Origin of the sequence: Paractinoplanes rishiriensis, from assembly GCF_016862375.1 — a bacterium.
Classification (GTDB): domain Bacteria; phylum Actinomycetota; class Actinomycetes; order Mycobacteriales; family Micromonosporaceae; genus Actinoplanes; species Actinoplanes rishiriensis.
In genome coordinates this window covers 47,566-63,865 of sequence record NZ_BOMV01000107.1, presented here as the reverse complement: position 1 = coordinate 63,865, position 16,300 = coordinate 47,566, and the positions used below count along the sequence as shown (strand labels likewise).

At 69.1% G+C, this 16,300-nt stretch carries 15 protein-coding genes and 1 pseudogene; 4 read left to right on the top strand and 12 right to left on the bottom strand.

Annotated features, from left to right (window positions below; genetic code table 11):
* Positions 1 to 19 precede the first annotated feature (19 nt).
* Positions 20 to 574 carry a hypothetical protein gene (locus Ari01nite_RS45330; RefSeq protein ID WP_203790452.1) on the top strand — a complete coding sequence of 185 codons (555 nt, stop codon included), beginning with the start codon at positions 20 to 22 and terminating at the stop codon, positions 572 to 574.
* A gap of 168 nt (positions 575 to 742) precedes the next feature.
* Positions 743 to 1,372 carry an HIT family protein gene (locus tag Ari01nite_RS45325; RefSeq protein WP_239163568.1) on the top strand — a complete coding sequence of 210 codons (630 nt, stop codon included), beginning with the start codon at positions 743 to 745 and terminating at the stop codon, positions 1,370 to 1,372.
* A 552-nt stretch (positions 1,373 to 1,924) separates the two neighbouring features.
* Here the strand turns inward: Ari01nite_RS45325 and Ari01nite_RS45320 are convergent.
* From Ari01nite_RS45320 to Ari01nite_RS45265, 12 genes are all read right to left on the bottom strand, one after another.
* Positions 1,925 to 4,117 (bottom strand): DEAD/DEAH box helicase, encoded by a 2,193-nt coding sequence (locus Ari01nite_RS45320; protein WP_203790450.1) that lies wholly within the window; start codon positions 4,115 to 4,117, stop codon positions 1,925 to 1,927.
* A gap of 178 nt (positions 4,118 to 4,295) precedes the next feature.
* Positions 4,296 to 5,276, bottom strand: coding sequence for a CPBP family intramembrane glutamic endopeptidase (locus Ari01nite_RS45315; protein WP_203790448.1), 981 nt, complete (start codon positions 5,274 to 5,276; stop codon positions 4,296 to 4,298).
* 324 nt (positions 5,277 to 5,600) lie between these two features.
* Entirely contained in the window at positions 5,601 to 5,870 is a 270-nt protein-coding gene (locus tag Ari01nite_RS45310) for a S1 family serine peptidase (protein ID WP_203790446.1), read from the bottom strand.
* Positions 5,871 to 6,211: 341 nt separating this feature from the next.
* A complete protein-coding gene (locus Ari01nite_RS45305) occupies positions 6,212 to 6,508 on the bottom strand; it encodes a hypothetical protein (RefSeq protein ID WP_203790444.1) in 297 nt (98 codons plus the stop codon).
* A 258-nt stretch (positions 6,509 to 6,766) separates the two neighbouring features.
* Positions 6,767 to 7,678 (bottom strand): endonuclease/exonuclease/phosphatase family protein, encoded by a 912-nt coding sequence (locus Ari01nite_RS45300; protein ID WP_203790442.1) that lies wholly within the window; start codon positions 7,676 to 7,678, stop codon positions 6,767 to 6,769.
* Between the two features lie 84 nt (positions 7,679 to 7,762).
* Positions 7,763 to 8,620, bottom strand: coding sequence for a hypothetical protein (locus Ari01nite_RS45295; RefSeq protein WP_203790440.1), 858 nt, complete (start codon positions 8,618 to 8,620; stop codon positions 7,763 to 7,765).
* Entirely contained in the window at positions 8,617 to 9,840 is a 1,224-nt protein-coding gene (locus Ari01nite_RS45290) for a pyridoxal-dependent decarboxylase (protein ID WP_203790438.1), read from the bottom strand. The genes Ari01nite_RS45295 and Ari01nite_RS45290 overlap by 4 nt, the downstream gene beginning before the upstream one ends.
* Positions 9,837 to 10,847, bottom strand: a complete 1,011-nt coding sequence (locus Ari01nite_RS45285; RefSeq protein WP_203790436.1) for a hypothetical protein — start codon at positions 10,845 to 10,847, stop codon at positions 9,837 to 9,839. The genes Ari01nite_RS45290 and Ari01nite_RS45285 overlap by 4 nt, the downstream gene beginning before the upstream one ends.
* On the bottom strand, positions 10,844 to 12,292 hold the full coding sequence (locus tag Ari01nite_RS45280; protein WP_203790434.1) for an amino acid permease: 1,449 nt from the start codon (positions 12,290 to 12,292) through the stop codon (positions 10,844 to 10,846). Before Ari01nite_RS45280 ends, Ari01nite_RS45285 begins: the two co-directional genes overlap by 4 nt.
* Positions 12,289 to 12,639, bottom strand: a complete 351-nt coding sequence (locus Ari01nite_RS45275) for a hypothetical protein (protein WP_203790432.1) — start codon at positions 12,637 to 12,639, stop codon at positions 12,289 to 12,291. The genes Ari01nite_RS45280 and Ari01nite_RS45275 overlap by 4 nt, the downstream gene beginning before the upstream one ends.
* A 271-nt stretch (positions 12,640 to 12,910) precedes the next feature.
* On the bottom strand, positions 12,911 to 13,747 hold the full coding sequence (locus Ari01nite_RS45270) for an SAM-dependent methyltransferase (RefSeq protein WP_203790430.1): 837 nt from the start codon (positions 13,745 to 13,747) through the stop codon (positions 12,911 to 12,913).
* 354 nt (positions 13,748 to 14,101) lie between these two features.
* Positions 14,102 to 14,305: a hypothetical protein gene (locus Ari01nite_RS45265; protein WP_203790429.1), complete on the bottom strand. Its 204-nt coding sequence runs from the start codon at positions 14,303 to 14,305 to the stop codon at positions 14,102 to 14,104.
* Positions 14,306 to 15,444: 1,139 nt separating this feature from the next.
* Here Ari01nite_RS45265 and Ari01nite_RS45260 point away from each other — a divergent pair.
* Positions 15,445 to 15,852: pseudogene (locus Ari01nite_RS45260) on the top strand (Scr1 family TA system antitoxin-like transcriptional regulator); the annotation flags it as partial.
* 36 nt (positions 15,853 to 15,888) lie between these two features.
* A complete protein-coding gene (locus Ari01nite_RS51170) occupies positions 15,889 to 16,083 on the top strand; it encodes a DUF397 domain-containing protein (RefSeq protein ID WP_203790460.1) in 195 nt (64 codons plus the stop codon).
* Positions 16,084 to 16,300 lie beyond the last annotated feature (217 nt).

Sequence of the window (16,300 nt, the reverse complement as noted above, 5' to 3'; positions counted from 1 at the left end):
CTTTTAGGACGAGACCCACGTGGCGATCTCCGAGTTGGAGCAGGTGCCGCCATTCGGCACGCACGGATGGTGGTTCCGCTGGTCGTTCGCGTGGGCACCGATAATATTCGATCGCAGCGCAGGACGGCTGGCGTCCGCGCTGCGCCGGCAGGCCACGGTCACCGCCGACGAAGCGGAGTCAATCCTCGTCGAGCATGACCGGCTTGACGGCTGGCTCAACTATGCCTATCGCGCTTGCAAGAACGACCGCGACGGACGCTTGCTGGAACGGCGCCTGGACGCTGCCGAGTCGATGCCCTGGCTACTGGATGTGATTTTCACGCTGGAAGGGCGGGTACGCCCGTACCACAAGTACCTTCCGTGGGAGCTCCACCAGCACCCGCTCGCCCGCTGGCCCGCCCAGGAATCGCTGGGCTTACTGACGGACACCCTGGACGGCGACCCGGCAGCGATCCGCGCGACGTTCGCGCGTGTCGAAACGGCGTGCGCCGCCTTCGACGGCGCCCGCCCGAAGCCGATCCTCATCCCTCTTATCGAAAGCTGGGCCGAGGAGTTGCAGCTCTTGAGACGCTGACGACGTCCGGCGGACGATTGGGCCTGTACGAGCCCGAACCCCTAACGGCGCGTTGCCCTCGGGCCGGTGACTGCTGAGGACGGATTAGCGTGTCCGGATTTGCCGCGATTCGGGGCGTCGGTTGTGTTTCGGACGAGCAGGCGTCACAGGTTCGTGTTTGATGGTGCGGTGACTCGATCAGAAGCGTGGAAGCTGGACCGCATCGGGTCCGCGCGAGCCGGGACCAACCCCACTCTGCTGGCCAAGATGCCGCAGTCGTTCGCCGTCATCGGGGACACGCAGTTCCTTCCGGGATACTGCGTGCTGTTGGTGGATGAACCGAGTATCGATCGGCTCACGGACCTGTCAAAGGGACAGCGCCTGGAATTCCTCGACAGCATGGACACGCTGGGCCAAGCGGTAGAGGCGGCCTGCGGCGCCATCGAGCCCGGATTCCGCCGGATGAACTACGAGATCCTCGGCAACACGGACCCCTACCTGCACGCCCACCTGTTCCCTCGCTATGAGTGGGAAACCCATCGCACATCGGCCGGCCGGTCTGGCTCTACGATCCTGAGGAGTTCTACGGACCCGACGCTGCTCTCGCTCCCCGCCACGACGAACTCCGTCGGCGTATCGTCACCGAGCTCGCCAACCTGGTTGCTGCAACCTAGAAACGCCCTCATCCGCAGGGCGGGCGACGTTCTGCGGCAGGGAGTAGCGGCAGCGCGCTGTGGCGTGTCTACCTACGTCTATAGCGGCCTGCCGACACTCGCTCCAAGTCGTCGTAGACGCGAGCGTGATGGTCGGCCGCATTGATGCACATCCTGCTCACGACGTGCGTCCGTATCGTAGATTCCGCATAGGTACTGCCGCGCCGGCGGGTGCGGTGGTTCGCTGTGCGGGGTTCGCGCGGTTGGTCATAGAAGTCCCGGGATGTTCGGTGGCAGCGGGTGCCACGGACCTGGATCGACCACCTGGTGACGGTGCGGGTCTGGTGCTGTGCAGGGTGGCAGCCCGGTCACGGCCGGGCTGCACAGATCTTGGTGATTGCGGTTCGGGGCCGGGTGCGCATTCCTGGAGAGAAGGGAACGCGCACCCGGCCGTTGGGCCGGCACGGTGTGTGTTATGCCGTGTCCGGCCCACCCTCGCTGGCGCGCTGTCCACCATCCGCGCCGAAAAGGGCAGCACGGTGCTTGGCCGACGGCGGCCTGCGATCGCTGGAACGTCGGAACGACGGTGTCCGGATCGCGGATCGGGCGATGCCGCCGGCCTCACCCTGGGCGTTGCCGGGTACGGCCGGTTCCGTAACCGTCGAAGGTGCTGACGCCGCGGCCGGGACGCGGGTGGCGGTCCGTCCGGTTGATGCGATTACGGGAGCGCCGGCGGTTGAGGGTGTGGGGTGATGAAACCGATCGCCCTTAGCGCGGTTGTTTTGGCGTCGGAGAGTTTGTTTTGGCGGGCGAGGCGGTGTTGTCGTCGTAGCCATTCGTGGAGGTCGACGTTGTTCTCGCGGTGGCCGGTGGGTACGTCGAGGTGTCCCTCGCGTTGGTAGAAGGTGGTGGCGGCCGTTAGGGCGCGGTTCCAGATTGCGGCGATGGGGTCCCATTCGATACCGATCTGGTCGAGGGCGTGGATGCGTTCGGCGGTGAGATGGCCGAGGGCGCGTTCGCGGCGTTGGTAGGTGACCCAGGGGTTGAGTTTGACGTCGTTCTCGCGGTGGCCCATGGGGACGTTCAGGTGCCCTTCGCGGGCGTGGAACGCTTGCGCGGCGGCGAGGCCGCGTTCCCATGCGGTCTGCATCGGTGACCAGTCGATGCCGAGGGCTTCGAGGGCGGTGATCTCGTCCGGGGCGAGCAGGCGGTTGTGGTAGTCCCTGCGCCGGTTGCCGAGCCATTGTTTGAGGTTGATGCCCCGGTCGATGTGATCGCGGGGGATGCGTAGGTGGCCGTGCCGGGTGTGGAAGTCGCGCAGGGCACTGTAGCCGGCGAGCCAGTCGGAGGTGGTGTACTCGAGCAGTTTCACGGTGATGTGGCGCAGTACGTCGGCGGTGCCGTAGCCGTCGGGGAGCCGGATGAGGATCCGCTGCGGCAGCTGCGCGGGGCCGGTTGCGGGGCTGCTGCGCTGGGTGTCCAGTTCGGCGGCCAGGACGCTGTCGTGGGCTCGCAGGGCTCGGACGACCTGCCACATGGTGGCCCACTCGTCGAGGTCGGTGAGTATCGCGTCGGGGTCGTCGGGTAGCAGGACGGGGACGAGGATGGTGGCGATGCCAGTGCCGTTCGGGTTGCGGCGCAGGGCCCGGCCGACGGCCTGCACGACGTCGACCTCGGAGGATTTCGGCCGGGTGAACACGACGCCGTCGACGGCCGGCACGTCGACACCCTCGCTGAGACAGCGGGCGTTGGATAACACAGTCCAGCCGTTGTTCGGCGGGTCGGCGAGTAGGGCGAGGCTTCGTTGACGTTCGTCGACGGTGTGGTCACCGTCGACGTGCACCGCGGTCAGGGGTCCTTTCGGGCGCTGGTCGTCTGGGAGGCTGTCGATGGTGCGGTGCAGGGTGCGGGTGAACTCCTGCGATTCGGCGATCAGGCGGTTGAACACCAGCACGCGGCGCAGCCCGAACTCGACGGCGGCCCGCGCGAGGGCGGTTTGGACGACGGCGGTGCGTAGCGGTGCCTCGGCTGCTGCGACGACGGCGGCCGGTTCGGTTTTGCGGAGCAGGGCAAGTACGTCGGCGTGGGTGACGCCGATGACGGCGACCCGGAAGTTGTCGAGCCAGCCGTCGTCGATGGCCTTCGCGAAGGGGTAGGTGTACAGGACGGGCCCGAAGATAGCGGTGTCGTCCATCGACACGACGTTCTCGGGGTTCGGGGGCCGGCCTCGCCGGTGGTGCACGGCAAGTACCCGCGGTGTCGCGGTCATGTAGAGGCGGCGCCTGGCGGGCAGCCGGGTGTCGTCGTGGACGAGGGCGGTGTGTTTGTCGACGCGGCCAGCGGTGTGGTGCGCCTCGTCGACGACCAGCAGCTCCGCGACGGTGTCGGCGGCGAGCAGAGCCCGGCCGGCTCTGCCTGCCGACGCGTGTGTTGCCAGCATCAGCCGCGACCGGCTCGCCGGAGTCGTACGCAGCCAGCGGGTGATTTCTCGGACGTTTGTGGTGACCGGGCACGCCAGGTCCGGGAGCCGGATACCGGCGTCGGCCACGGTGCTGTCACCGCACACCGCCAGCACGTGCGAGGCCAGTGCGCCGTCGGTCCACACCCGCAGGATCTGCGCGAGCAGCGCCAGCGTCGGACAGGTCACCACCACCAGCCCGGACGGGCACAGCCGAGCCGCGGCGTGCGCTGCGGTCAGGGTTTTGCCGGTCCCGCAGGCCGCTACCACCATGCCACGCCCGGCAGCGCCGAGCCGGGCCGTGACTGCTTCGAGGGCCTCGTGCTGATACTCGCGTAGCGCCGCATGCCCGGACTGCGCCATTGCGGACGGCGGCCGGCGTGCCACCGGACCCGACAGCGCAGCGGCCGCCGCTTCGCCGGGAATCTGCACACCGTTGTTGGCTGCGGTCACGCCGTGCTCTCCGGACCTAGCGGAGCGGGGGCAGCGAGCGCGACGACGCACGTTGGCGTGACGATCGTGAGCACGGTGGCGGTGCGGCAGGGTCCCTGCCCGCCGGTGAGATGGCTGGTGCGCTGCGCCACAGCGGTGTGGCGGATCGTGCGGGATCGCGGGATTGCCCGATGGTGGTTCACGACGAGGGCACCGGCGCTAGGGCCGCTGCCGGTGCGGCCGGCCGGGGACGGGTCCGGCGACGGGTAAGCCAGGCGACGGTCAGGGTGTAGGCGGCGGTGCCGAGCACGTGGGCCAGGGTGACCTGCCAGGTGGCGCCTTCCATGGTGCCTCGTTGGCTCGGGTCCGCGCCAGTGAGAACTATCGCGGTGCCGGCGAGGACGAGCACGGTGGTGTTCCAGGTGACGTGCAGGGCGATCGCGGCTTCGATACCGCCGGTGAACACGGTGAGCCAGCCGACCATCAGGGCGTAGGCGGTCAGGCCGGCGTAGCCCCAGATGGTGCCGTCAAGGCCGTGCAGCAGGGTGAAGGCGACGGCTTGCGCGGCGATGCCCGGCCACGGGCTGCGGGTGTATCCGCCGGCGGTTTGCAGGATGAAGCCGCGGCAGGTGAGCTCCTCGGTGCTGGCTTGCAGCACTGCCAGGGCGACGATGATGAGCAGGCAGGCGGGCAGCTGCCGCAGGTAGCCCAGGTCGATTGCCGGTGCGCTGCCAGCGGTGGTGGGCGGTGGTACGGGCAGGCCTCGGGTGGCGAGTATCAGCAGGATCGCGGTGGCGATGACGATGATCGTGGTGGGCAAGGCGATGAGCATGCTCACCCCGAGCTGCCGCCAGCGCAGCCGCCCGGTCACCGACAGCAGCGTGCCGACGGGGCGGCCGCTGATCCAGCGGGTCACGGCGAGCACCACCGGCAGGATCAGCGCGACCTGTGCCAGCGCCCGGGCCGTGTCGGTCATCGGTCCGAGGATGGGCAGCCGGCGTGGGTGCGGCCAGTTGTCGAGCAGCGCCGTCGGGCCGTGCAGCACCAGCAGGATGCCGGCGAGCAGTACGACGATGCCCGCGACAGGCCGCCACCGGTGCCCGACGTCGGGTCGTCCGAGGTGGTGAAACGGCGGCTGCTGCCCGTCGGCAGGAACGGGTAGATCAGGAAGAGTGCTCATCAGGCTGCTTTCACCAAGGGAAGAAAGGGGAAGGTGGTCGTGCCGCGGCCGTTGGGTCTGGCAAGAGGCTTCGCCAGCGGGGATGGCCGGGCCACCAATGCCGGGACGATGCTGGGCGTGCCGTGGCGGATGCTGGGCGTGCCGGCCACCACACCGCTTTCCGGTGGCCGGCACACCCAGCTGCCTGAACCCGCCGCTATCGGGTCAGGCAGACCCGATGCGATACCCGCCGTCGGTCGTCGGCGGGGCACCCGGATGCCGTGGTTGCCCACGGCCTGCCCGGCCTACAGGCCAGGTGTCATGAAGAAGGTGAAACCGGCCGGCTCACCCGCTCGTGGCGCGGTCACCGGCGCCGGTCCGGCCGGAGAGACGGTGCAGCAGCACGGTGGCGCCGATGGATTCGTGTCCGCCGCTGGTCCGGTTGGTCGACCCGGCCCTCGTACTGGCCAGTCCGGCGGGCGCGACGGTCACGGTCGGCGAGACGGTGATGTAGGACAGGCAGTGCGCCGCGGTGACCACATATCGGGGCCGGATCTGGATGGCGGCGCATTTGAGGATGCCGAGCCCGGGGTAGGTCAGGGCGTGGGCCGTCATGTCCGGGTAAGGGCGCGTGGATTGCTGGCCGTCGACGATAGCCGCGGCGGGGGCCGGCGGTCGTGGCGAGCACCACGGCAGCGGTGATCACCGTGGTGGTCGCTGCTTTGAGGGGTGTCATCGGTTCCGTTTCGTAGGGTTGGCCCGGCTCGGGGCCGGGCCCGGTGGCTATGCGGGTGGTGGCACCGGCAGCTGCGGCGTGTTCCTCGGCTGTGGATGCCGATCGCCACGCACGGCAGTGCCCGGAGGCGACTTGTACGGTGGCGAAATCTGGTAGTGCGCCGTCGCAGCGGGACCGCGCGGTGGCGGTTGGTCGAGTTGGCCGGCGGTGACCTGGCGGCCTACGGCTGGCTGTCTGGGTCGGTGAGCGGCTGTGGATGTGGCACTTTGGCGACCTGCACGATGGCGATGGCGGCCAGCAGCAGCGTTTCGGATTTCTCCTGCTGCACGTGCAGGCTGAGCCACACGTCAGCGACCGCTTCGAAGTCGCTGGCTCCGGCCGCGAGCTCGGCGCGGATCTTCACCACCGTTTCGTCAAGCTTGGGCCGTACGCGCTCGTACTCGGCCTGGGCCAGGGCAGTGACCCCGGCGAGAGGGAGGGGCCGGCGGCCGGTGGGTGTGGTGGGTGAGTCGGTCACGGGTGCTCCCTGCGGGCGGTTCGGTGGTGGGCGTGAATGGCTGTGTGTCGCGGGTGAAGGCCCGCGTCGGCTTCGCCGCGGGTGGCGTGTCCGGCCTGGTTGAGCGTCAGCTGGGGCGCGCTCGGGTGACGGCCGGTGACCGTCTGTCGGCCTGCCGGCTGGCGGCGCGTGCTGGCGACGGTGGCCGCCTGCCGGGTGGCGCTTCGGGTGGCGTGGCGCGCGGGTCGGGTGGCCTTGGCAGTCAGCCGGTCGTCGCGTCTAGGGCGGTGAGCCGTCCGCGTCGGCAGCGGGGTGAGGGGGTCGGATGCGCAGGGTGCAGCTGACGCGCCGGTGGTCGTTGGGCCAGTCGGTTGGTCCGGCTCCGGGAGGTAGGTGAACCTGGTAGGAGCCTTGAACGATGTCGGCGGTGGCCCGGAACGCGTTGTTGATCAGGATGTGGTCGTCCTGGAGGCCGATCGCGCCGGTCGGGGGTAGCGGGTTCGGGGCGTCGGGGTCGAGTTCAGTGACATCGTGGAAGCCGCCGCGGTTGATGCGTTGTTCGCAGTGGTGGTCGTAGGTGCCGACGAGCCGGTCGAGGGCGCGGGTGTCGGGTCCCCAGACGCCGTTGATGAGGCGTCCTTTGTAGTCGCGGGTTTCGATCGGGATGCGCTGCCAGTTGATGGTCGGTTGGGTGGGTCCTGAGTAGCTGGAGTTGGTGTCGCCTGCGATGAGGGTGGGGATTTCGCTGCGGCCGTAGCGGGCGAGGAGTCTGGCTCGGGCGAGGCGCTGGTCGCCGTCGTGGCAGGACCAGTGCTCGGTGAAGGCCCAGAATCGGTAGGACGGGTGCTCGCGCAGGCAGAAGCGGGCGAGGTTGCGTTTGTCGGGGAAGTCGGGTTCTTCGCCGGCGTCGAGGTGCAGGACCGTCGGCTCGTAGATGACGGCGGTGCCGAGCGGTCCGGTGAACAGTTCACCGACGTAGGCGCGGCCGGTCAGCGTGCTCAGCTCGCGCAGCGCGGTGCGGAACGGTTTCTGACCGCGTGCCTGCCAGAATTTGGCCTCGCACAGGTTGATCAGGTGTGGACTCGGCCCTTCGGTGAAGGCTTGTAGGAGGTTGTCGAAGTTGTAGGAGCCGTCGGCTTCCAGCCCGCCTCCTTCGATGTTGTAGGCGGACAGCTGCAGGTCAACACTCATCGGCGGGGTCCTTCCGGTGCTGCGTGCGGCTTGCATGGTCCGGTCGGGTATCAGCGGCCCAGGCCGCCGGCTTGCCCGGTGTGGTCATGACGCGGTCTCCTGGGCGGGCGTTGCGTCGAGGCGCTCGCGGTAGGCGGCCGCGGTGAGGCCGTGCGCGGCGTGCAGGTGCACGCCGAGGGCCGGCTGCCAGGTGGTGCAGAGCCGGCATTGCAGCGTGCCGCCGGGCCGGCGGGGCTGGACGCGGGCCGGTAGCTGGTCGAGGCCGTCGTGACCCCCGGCTGGAGGACGGTGGGGATCGGCGGGGTGCGGGTTGGGTGTGGCGTAGACGTTGCGCCAGTGCCTGGCCCATTGGCCGGTGCGGCCCAGCAGTGCGCTGACCGCGGGGCAGGGCAGGTGGGTGGTGGCCCGGATCAGGGTTTCCAGGTCGCGGTAGCCGGCGTCGCGCGCTTTCGCGTCCAAGTGTGCGCGGGCGGCCGCGCGGGCTCCGCTGCCGATCTGGTGGACGGTCCGCCAGTGTTTGACCATGTCGGTGCTGATGCCGAGCAGGTCACCGACGACACGGGCGGTCAGATGCGCGGTGGCGGTGAGCAGGGCGGGCAGGTCGGCGTGACCGGCGTCGCGGGCACGCGCGTCGAGAGCGGCCCGGGCGGCTGCGGCGCGGGCCTGGTTGTAGCCGGTGAGCCCGGCCCTTCCGGTGAGCTCAGCGTTTCCGGTGTGTCTTGGCCGGTTGTCGGTCCTGGTGGTGGGCGGGGTGGGGCCGGGTGCGCGCTCGGGATTGCGGGGCGGCGCGCACCCGGCGGTCGGGTCCGGGCTGGCGGTCCCGGCCCTGCCCGCGCCCGTGCGGAGGTCACGGGCGGCGGGTTGGTGGGTGATGGCGGTCGGTGCGGCCCCGGGCCGGTGGGTCACGGCCGTCACCGTGGTGCTCTGGGTTGCCGGGGTCATGACGGTGTCCCCGGTCCGCCGCGGCGGCGGGACCGTTGCCGGGGGATGACGGTGGTGCGGGCCCAGTGGCTGGTGGCGAGGTCGATGAGGAATTCGTCGATCCAGGCTTGTTGGATGCCGGGCATGGTGATGATGCGGCCGGTGCGGCGGTCACCGCCGAGGACCCAGGGCTGCGGCAGGGGCCGGGTGGGCTGTGCGAGGGTGATGGTGAACGCGGGCCACGTCCAGTGGCTGTTCCAGCCGAGGTGTTGCAGCCGGTCATGGGTGTAGGCGGCGAGTTCGCGGGCGGCGTCGGCGCGGCGGCGGTGCCCGTCGAGGCCCTGCCCGGCCAGTGACCAGTGCAGGACCAGCGGGGTGTGCCCGGAGCGGGATCCGGCGACGGTGGTGTCCGCGGCGCCGATGTAGGAGATCGGCCCGGCTGGTTGGTGCGGCGGGTGGGGGTAGAGGATCACCGCGCAGGGCATCAGGGTCGAGGGGAATTTGTGGCCGGACACGACCATGCTGGTGGCGCCGGCGTCGAAACCGAACGCCGGCCGGTCGTGGGCGGGGAGCAGGGCGAGGGGGATGCCGGCGAGGGCGGCGTCGACGTGGATACGCCGGTCGGTGATGTTCAGGTCGTCGCAGAGGCCGGCGATGCCGGCGACGTCGTCGATGCCTTCGTGTTCGGTGGTGCCTACGGTCGCGACGATCATCGCGGGCCGGTCCCGGAACTCGAACAGCCGGTCGCGTAGCTCGTCGAGCAGCATCCGGCCGCGGTCGTCGACGCGGATCATCACGTGTGGGGCGCGGACGAGGACGGCGGCTTTGGTGACCGAGTAGTGCGCGGCGGTGGACGAGTACACGACGACGCTGGGGTAGGTGGTGGCGGCTTCGTGGACCGCGTGGATGGTGCCTTCGGTGGCGCCGGAGGTGACGTAACCCCAGACCCGGGCGGGGTCGGCGCCGAACAACGCCCCGAGCCGGCGGACGACGTCGATCTCGTACGGCTTGGTGTGGTTACGGCCGTGCCCGGGGTCGAAGGGGTCACCGACGTTGTTGAGTAGCTGTCCGGTCAGGATCGCGGCGAGGTCGGGGTAGACCAGGTCGGTGGCGCCGGGGAACGCGAGATGGAATTTGTGGTCGGCGGCCAGCGCGGCGGTCAGGCCCGCGGCGTGGGCGCTGAGTTTCGGCGGGGTGTTGTCGTCGGCGGGGCCGAGCAGGTTCGGCACGGTCAGGGTCATGACGGCCCGCTCCGGCGGCGGGTGCGCGGGCCGTCGGCGGCTTGGTGGCGCAGGTCGTCGGCGTGCCGCAGGGCCTGGTCCAGGTGCCACATCTGAGGCAGGACGTGCCGGTACGGAGACTGATCGAGCAGCACCTTGATCGACGTCGGCGCGTACGGGAAATCGGAGTCCAGCGGATGGGTGGCCAGCGCTTCGTAGGTGTGGATCGCGATCGTGCCCACGCCGTTGGCTGCACCCCGGTCGGCCGTCAGGACCCGCAGGTCGTCCTCGGTGCCGGACGGGTTGGACAGGTAACAGAACCCGCCGGGGATGTCGAGTTCGGAGTTCGCGGCCCGGCAATGCTGATCGAAGGTGCCGGCGGGCGTGTCGAGGGTGGAGTAGCCGAGACCGGCGTAGAAGGCGTCGTCGGCCATGGCCGGGTCGCAGCGGTCGGCCAGCTCGGTGCGCAGGTCCCACACCGGCGGGGCCTTGCGGGCGCCGTGCAGCCTCGCCCGGCCTGGTTCCGCCGCCCGGTTTGGTTCGGTTGCAGCGCCGTCGCCGTCCGCCGGGTCGGGGACGAGGGCGTGCTGCCGGGTGACGGTGATGAACCGGTCGAATAGCGGCAGCGGATGCTGCGATTCGGGGCCGGCCAGCCAGGTCCGGGTCGCCGCCGTTATTCGTACTCCGCCGGTTGTCGGGTCGGCCTGCTGGAACAGGAACGCCAGGGCGTGCGGGCTCAGCGGCATGTGGTAGCGGTTGCGCCAGGCCATGGTGGCGTGATTGATGTTGACTTTGCGGAGCCGGTGGAAGATCGCCCATTGCCCCCGCGCGGAGGTCAGCAGCTCCGCCCGGCGTCGCGCTTCGAAGACCCCGATCGGTACGTCGTCGGGGTCACCGAGGCCGGGATCTGCGGTCGGCTGGCCAGCCGGGCCGGGAGCCGGGTCGGTCGCGTCCGACTGGTCGAAGGGGTCGCCGGTGTTCGGGTACGCGGCGGTCGGGATGTCGGCATGCCAGGTTCGTCGGGTCACAGTTCGACTCCGGCGAGCCGGTCGTCGCGGACGAGGATCGGATCGGGCACGCCGTAGCTGATGCCGTTGTAGATGTCGCGGTGGGTTCGTCGCAGCACCGCGCCGGTAAGTAGCCCGGTGCCGGCGAACGCGACGATGGGCACGGCGATCAGCCACGGCTTGGCCGAGCCCGGTGGGGTGTCGAGCAGGGTGCCGAGGTTGGAGGCCATGAACACGACCGCGACCGCGCCGACGATGGCGCCGGCGAACGGGGTCCGGCGCAGCCACTCGGGTTCGGCGCCGCCGAGTCCTTTCTCGAAGAACCGCAGCGCGGACCAGCTGGCCAGGGTCAGCAGCAGCAGGATGCACAACGCGCCGGTCGTCGACAGCCAGGTGAACATGGTCATCGGGTCGGCCCCGCCGGCCATGAACCCGGCGACCACCACCACACTGGTAGCGGCCTGGACCGCGGAGCCGCCCAACGGTGCCCCGCCCTGCGCGCCGCGGCTGAACGCGCCCCACCGGGCCGGCAGGACCCGCTCGCGGGCGAGGGCGAACACGTAGCGGGCGACGATGGCGTGGAACGCGACCTGCGCGGCCAGCACGCTGGTGAGCAGCAATCCGATGGCCAGCTTGGTGATCCCCGTGCCGAACATGGCCGACAGCAGCACCAGCGGCTGGCTGGCGTCCTCGGCGGCCTTGCCCACGTTGTCCAGGCCCAGCCAGGTGATGTACGCCCAGGCGGCCACCGCGTACAGCACCCCGCAGAACAGCACCGCCCAGCGGGCGGCGCGGGCCACCGCCTGATCGGAGGTGGCCTCCTCGGCGTACGCGAGCACGGACTCGACCCCGGCGAACGACGCCACCGCGAACACCAGCACACCGGCCACCGCACCCGCGACCATCAACGCCGACGGCGCGAACACCCGGGTGCTGACCTGCCCGCCGGCGGGTTGGGAGAACCCGGCCGCGGTGAACAGCACCATCACGCCGATCTCCAGCGCGAGCAGCAACCCGACGACCCGGGCGACCTTGCGGCCCGGGTACTGGCCGACCGCCAACACCAGCAGCCCGGCCACCAGCGCCCACACCCACCACCGGCCGTCGAGCAACTCGACCGCCTTGGTACCGATCAGCCCGAACAGGCTGATCTGCAGCGCGTTATAGCCGACGAACGCCACACCCGCCCCGGCCAGGCCCACCGCCGGGTTCAGCCCGCGCGCCAGCTGCGCGTAGAACGGGGCACCGTGCCTGACGTGCTTACCGACCGCCACATACCCGACCATGAACAGCCGCATCACCGCCATGACCAGCCCGAACGCCAGCGGTACACCGACCACGCCGAGCACCCCGAACATGGTCGTGATACCACCGACCAGCACGGTGAGCGGTGAACTGGCCGCCACCCCGGCACCGAACAATGCAGCCGTGCCCATCGTCCGGCGCGACAACGTCACCCCGCTCACGACGCCACCACACCCGCGGCAACCGGGCAGTCCGGCGCCATGCACCCGCGCCGATGCCGGGCATGCAACCAGAAATCGTGGCCGCTGATCGCCACCACCGACATCCGCGGCCGGCACGGGCAACGCCGCCACCGCAGCACCTGCCCCGACCACACCACCGCCGCGGCCGCCTCATCGCGCTGCAGGCCGATGAACTCGTGGGTGCCGTCGGGCCAGTCCCACCGCACCGCCCACAACCCCGGCGACCCACCCGCCTGATGGTCCGGATCGGTCGCGCATGTCGGCGGCGGCGGGTACGGGGCGACGATGCCGTACCAGCCGGCACGCAGGCCAGACAGAAGATTCATGGCGAGATCTCCAGGGAGAATCGGCTAAGGCTCGGACAGAAGGTGACCGGCGAGGCGCACACCGTGACGGGCCGGCCAACGCAGCAGAGCTATCCAGACGGCACGACAACTGGCGTCGATGCAGCTCGTCAGCCGGACGACGTCCATGGCCGTGCTGGCCACCGCCGGTTGAGGCGAACCGCCCGCAGGCCCGATGCAGATGTGCGGCGTGCGGCCAGCCGGGCGGATCGGTTCGCAGACGGGCGCCGCGAGCCAAAGACGCGGTGGCAGGTCACTGACGCGCCCCTCCGCCGGCCGGGCTGATACGGCCTACGCCCGCGTACATCCACCGGGAGTCGTCTTTGGGGGCCACCGGTGTGTGGGGTCGCCATCGCGGCGGCGACACCAGGCCTGGTTCGAGCAGGTCGAACCCGTCGAAGAAACGCCGGATCTGATGGAACGTGCGAGGTACGAGCGGGGTGGTGACCTTAAGCCGTTCGAATTCGGCGGCGAGCGCGACGGCAGCTTCGGGCCGGTGTTCGCTGGTGGTGTGCGTCAGGACCAGGTAGCTGCCAGGCGGGAGCGCCTCGCGGATACGCGCGACGATGGCCTCGGCCTCTCCATCGTCGGGGATCAGGTGCAGCATCGCTACGAGCAGCACCGCGACCGGCCGTTGCAGATCGAGCAGACCGCGCAGTTCCTTGTTGTGCAAGATGGTCTCCGGTTCCCGGACGTCGCCGGTGATCACCGTGGTTCGACCATCGGCGAGCAAAGCTCTGCCGTAGGCAAGGACCAGCGGGTCGTAATCTACGTAGACCGTGCGTGCGTGCGGGTTGGCCTGCTGCGCGACCTCGTGCACGTTGTGCCGGGTCGGCAGCCCCGAGCCGAGGTCGAGGAACTGGTCGATGTGAGCCTGCGTGGCGAGGTGGTGCACGGCGCGTTGCAGGAACGCGCGGTTCTCCCCGGCGACCATCCGGCCGTCGGGGGCACCGACTTCCAGGCACATTTTGTTGAGCTGCTCGGCAGCGTCCCGGTCAGCTTGGTAGTTGTCCTTGCCGCCGAGCTGGTAGTCCCAGATCCGGGCCACATTGGGTATGTCAGGGTTGATGGGATCAGGTTGGTCAGTCACCGGTGGCCTCCGCCCGGGTGCTCAGGGAGGGCAGGCTGCGCCGACCCGGCGGTGCGTGCGCCCGGCGGTAGCTGCAGCGCGTCAAGAACGCCGTGTGTGCCGCCGCCCGCGCGGCACATCGGACACGTTGCGTCCGGATAGGTCACCGTGGACTCCTCATACGGATGCGCCGGGCAATCCACCGGCTCGACCACCCACACCGCGTGGTGGCGGAAGCGGAACGGTGGTGCCGCCTGCCGTTCGGGTACACCTGGGCGATCACAGGGGCGCTCAGCTGGGGCAACGACCGCGCCTGAACGTCGGGACGGTTTGACCGGTGCACGACCACGGCCAGCGGATAGGCCCGCTTGCCGATCATGACGCCGCAACCGTTCCGCCCGCCGTGGAGACGGCGCGGACGATGCGGCGTACGGCTTCCTCCTGGCCGAACCGGCCCAGGTGATCATCCGGCGCACCGACGCGCCGCCGGTAGGTGTTCCAGCGGTCGCCGAGGCTGGCGTGGATGTATCCGACGTAGTCGCCTCGGTAGATCACGCTGTAGCCATTCGAGGTGGACACCGTCAGAGTGGCTCCGGCGATCTCGCAGGTCCTTTGCAAGGTCTGACGCTCAATCATGAGTTGCCTCGATCGGGACCATGGCCGCCGGTAGTCGCGGCTTGCACCGCTGGGCTCGGATCGGCTGGCAGCGACTGAACCCGGCCGCGGCAACGACCGCTGCAGCTACCGCGACCGGGAATACCAATAGTCGGACGGCTAATGCTCCGCCCTGCGTGACAGCGAAGCGGGACGCATACGATCCTGTTCATCCTCAACTCCTTCGCCGCTTCGCTGTCAGATATGCGCGCGAGCTCGGTCCCGGCTGCACCGTCTCCGTCGCGTGGCGTGTCACATGGCTTCCGGCGTCGATCAGTAGCGAATTGTGTTGCTGAGGGAGTTCGGGTTGACACAGTGGTGTGCATCAATTTCGGCGATTACAGTGTTTCGTTGAACCAGCCGTCCCGGGTTTTGCTCGCTCGGATCACAATCGCGGACAGCGCCCCAGCGGGGAACTACACCGTCGTGTGTACCGGGGGTTGCGTCCACGGTGGTGCACACGACGGTGCACATGTCCCTCGCATCCCGTCGTAGCCGGTGAAATGCACCTGGGCGCGAATCTGACATCCGCATCTGACAACTAGCGGGTTACGATGCCGGTGCCCGGCCTCGCGATCGGGCCGTGATGGCATGGCACGCCGGAGGTTGCTTGATCAGCCCCTTCGCCAGCCGGCATTGGCTGGCCATCGAACTTGCCGCCCTTTCGAAGGAGGCGGGATATACCAACGGCAGGCTTGCGCAGACTTCTGGGGTGGACCCGCGAAGATCAGCTACGCGTTGAAAGCGCAGCGGGTGACGGCCGTTGATGACATCCGGCGGACCGTAAGAGTCTTGCCTGCATCGGCCGAGCGGGCAGCGGCAATTCTCCACGCTGCGCGGACGGCGACGCACAGGGGAGCGATATCGCAACGAGATGGGGCCGTGTCAGGCAACCTACGCCGATCTGGACCGGCGCCTCGATCTCGGAGTTCTCGCAGGTCCCGCTCCCGGGACTGCTGCAAGCCCCGCGGTTCGCCGAAGCGAGAGCCGCGGCGCTGGAGAGCACTACCTCGAAGCGCTACGTCGCTCACCGTGCGGTTTAGGCCCGGGGGTTACGCCAGAGGGCCGTCGCGGAGTCGACCTCGGTGCAGTACCGGGCGCTTCTCGACGAATCCATCTTCCTGCGCGAGGTAGTCGCTGGTGATGTCATGTTCGATCAGACCATCTACTTGATCGACATCGCGCTGCACTGGCGAGGGGTCGAGATACGCGTGCTCCCGTTCGCGCGACCGGCAGGCCAGGCATTGCCCTCTACGTCCTTCTCCATCTATCGCTATCGCGAGCCAACAGACTTCGTGGTTGTCGCAGTAGAGACCGACGACACCGATCTAATCATCACGGAACCCACGAATACACACCCATATATCAATCGGTTCGAGACCCTCTCAGGGCAGGCATGGCCGGCGGCAGCTACCCTGGAGTTTCTCTTCCGGCAGATCGAAAGACCCGGCGGCGTCAGGAGGTCGGCATAATGGTCGTCTACGGCAGCAACGGCCGGATCTACCAGAATTTTTCTAAGATCGCGTCGCAGCCAACCGGACGCCAACTTTGTCGAGGTTGCTTACGCGGCAGACGGCGGCGCCGCAATGCGTGACTCGAAGGATCCGCAGGGACCGATTCTGGAGTTCTCGGGGACGCATTCGCTGAATTTCTGGCCGCAGTCAAGAGGTGAATTCGATCAATATCAGACTGCCCGAAGATAATTTAATGGTCAGCGAGTCGCCCTGCCGCGAGATCCACCACCGGTCGATATGAACACCCGAACATCGCCGCGGTCAGACTCCCGTGCTCGGGGCTCCACCGCCTGTAGCTGTCGGGCACCGCGGTCCTAGGGGGTTGACTTGTTGCGGTGTCGCTGAAGGTGCTGGGATGATGACCGATCTGGTCCATCACGCATAGTCGGTCCGGGGGCGCGTGGCG

Bases quoted from the DNA above. Each gene is read 5' to 3' on its own strand.
- Ari01nite_RS45315 (WP_203790448.1), bottom strand. From the start codon at position 5,276: ATGAGCACTCTTCCTGATCTACCCGTTCCTGCCGACGGGCAGCAGCCG.
- Ari01nite_RS45310 (WP_203790446.1), bottom strand. From the start codon at position 5,870: ATGACGGCCCACGCCCTGACCTACCCCGGGCTCGGCATCCTCAAATGC.
- Ari01nite_RS45300 (WP_203790442.1), bottom strand. From the start codon at position 7,678: ATGAGTGTTGACCTGCAGCTGTCCGCCTACAACATCGAAGGAGGCGGG.
- Ari01nite_RS45295 (WP_203790440.1), bottom strand. From the start codon at position 8,620: ATGACCCCGGCAACCCAGAGCACCACGGTGACGGCCGTGACCCACCGG.
- Ari01nite_RS45290 (WP_203790438.1), bottom strand. From the start codon at position 9,840: ATGACCCTGACCGTGCCGAACCTGCTCGGCCCCGCCGACGACAACACC.
- Ari01nite_RS45275 (WP_203790432.1), bottom strand. From the start codon at position 12,639: ATGAATCTTCTGTCTGGCCTGCGTGCCGGCTGGTACGGCATCGTCGCC.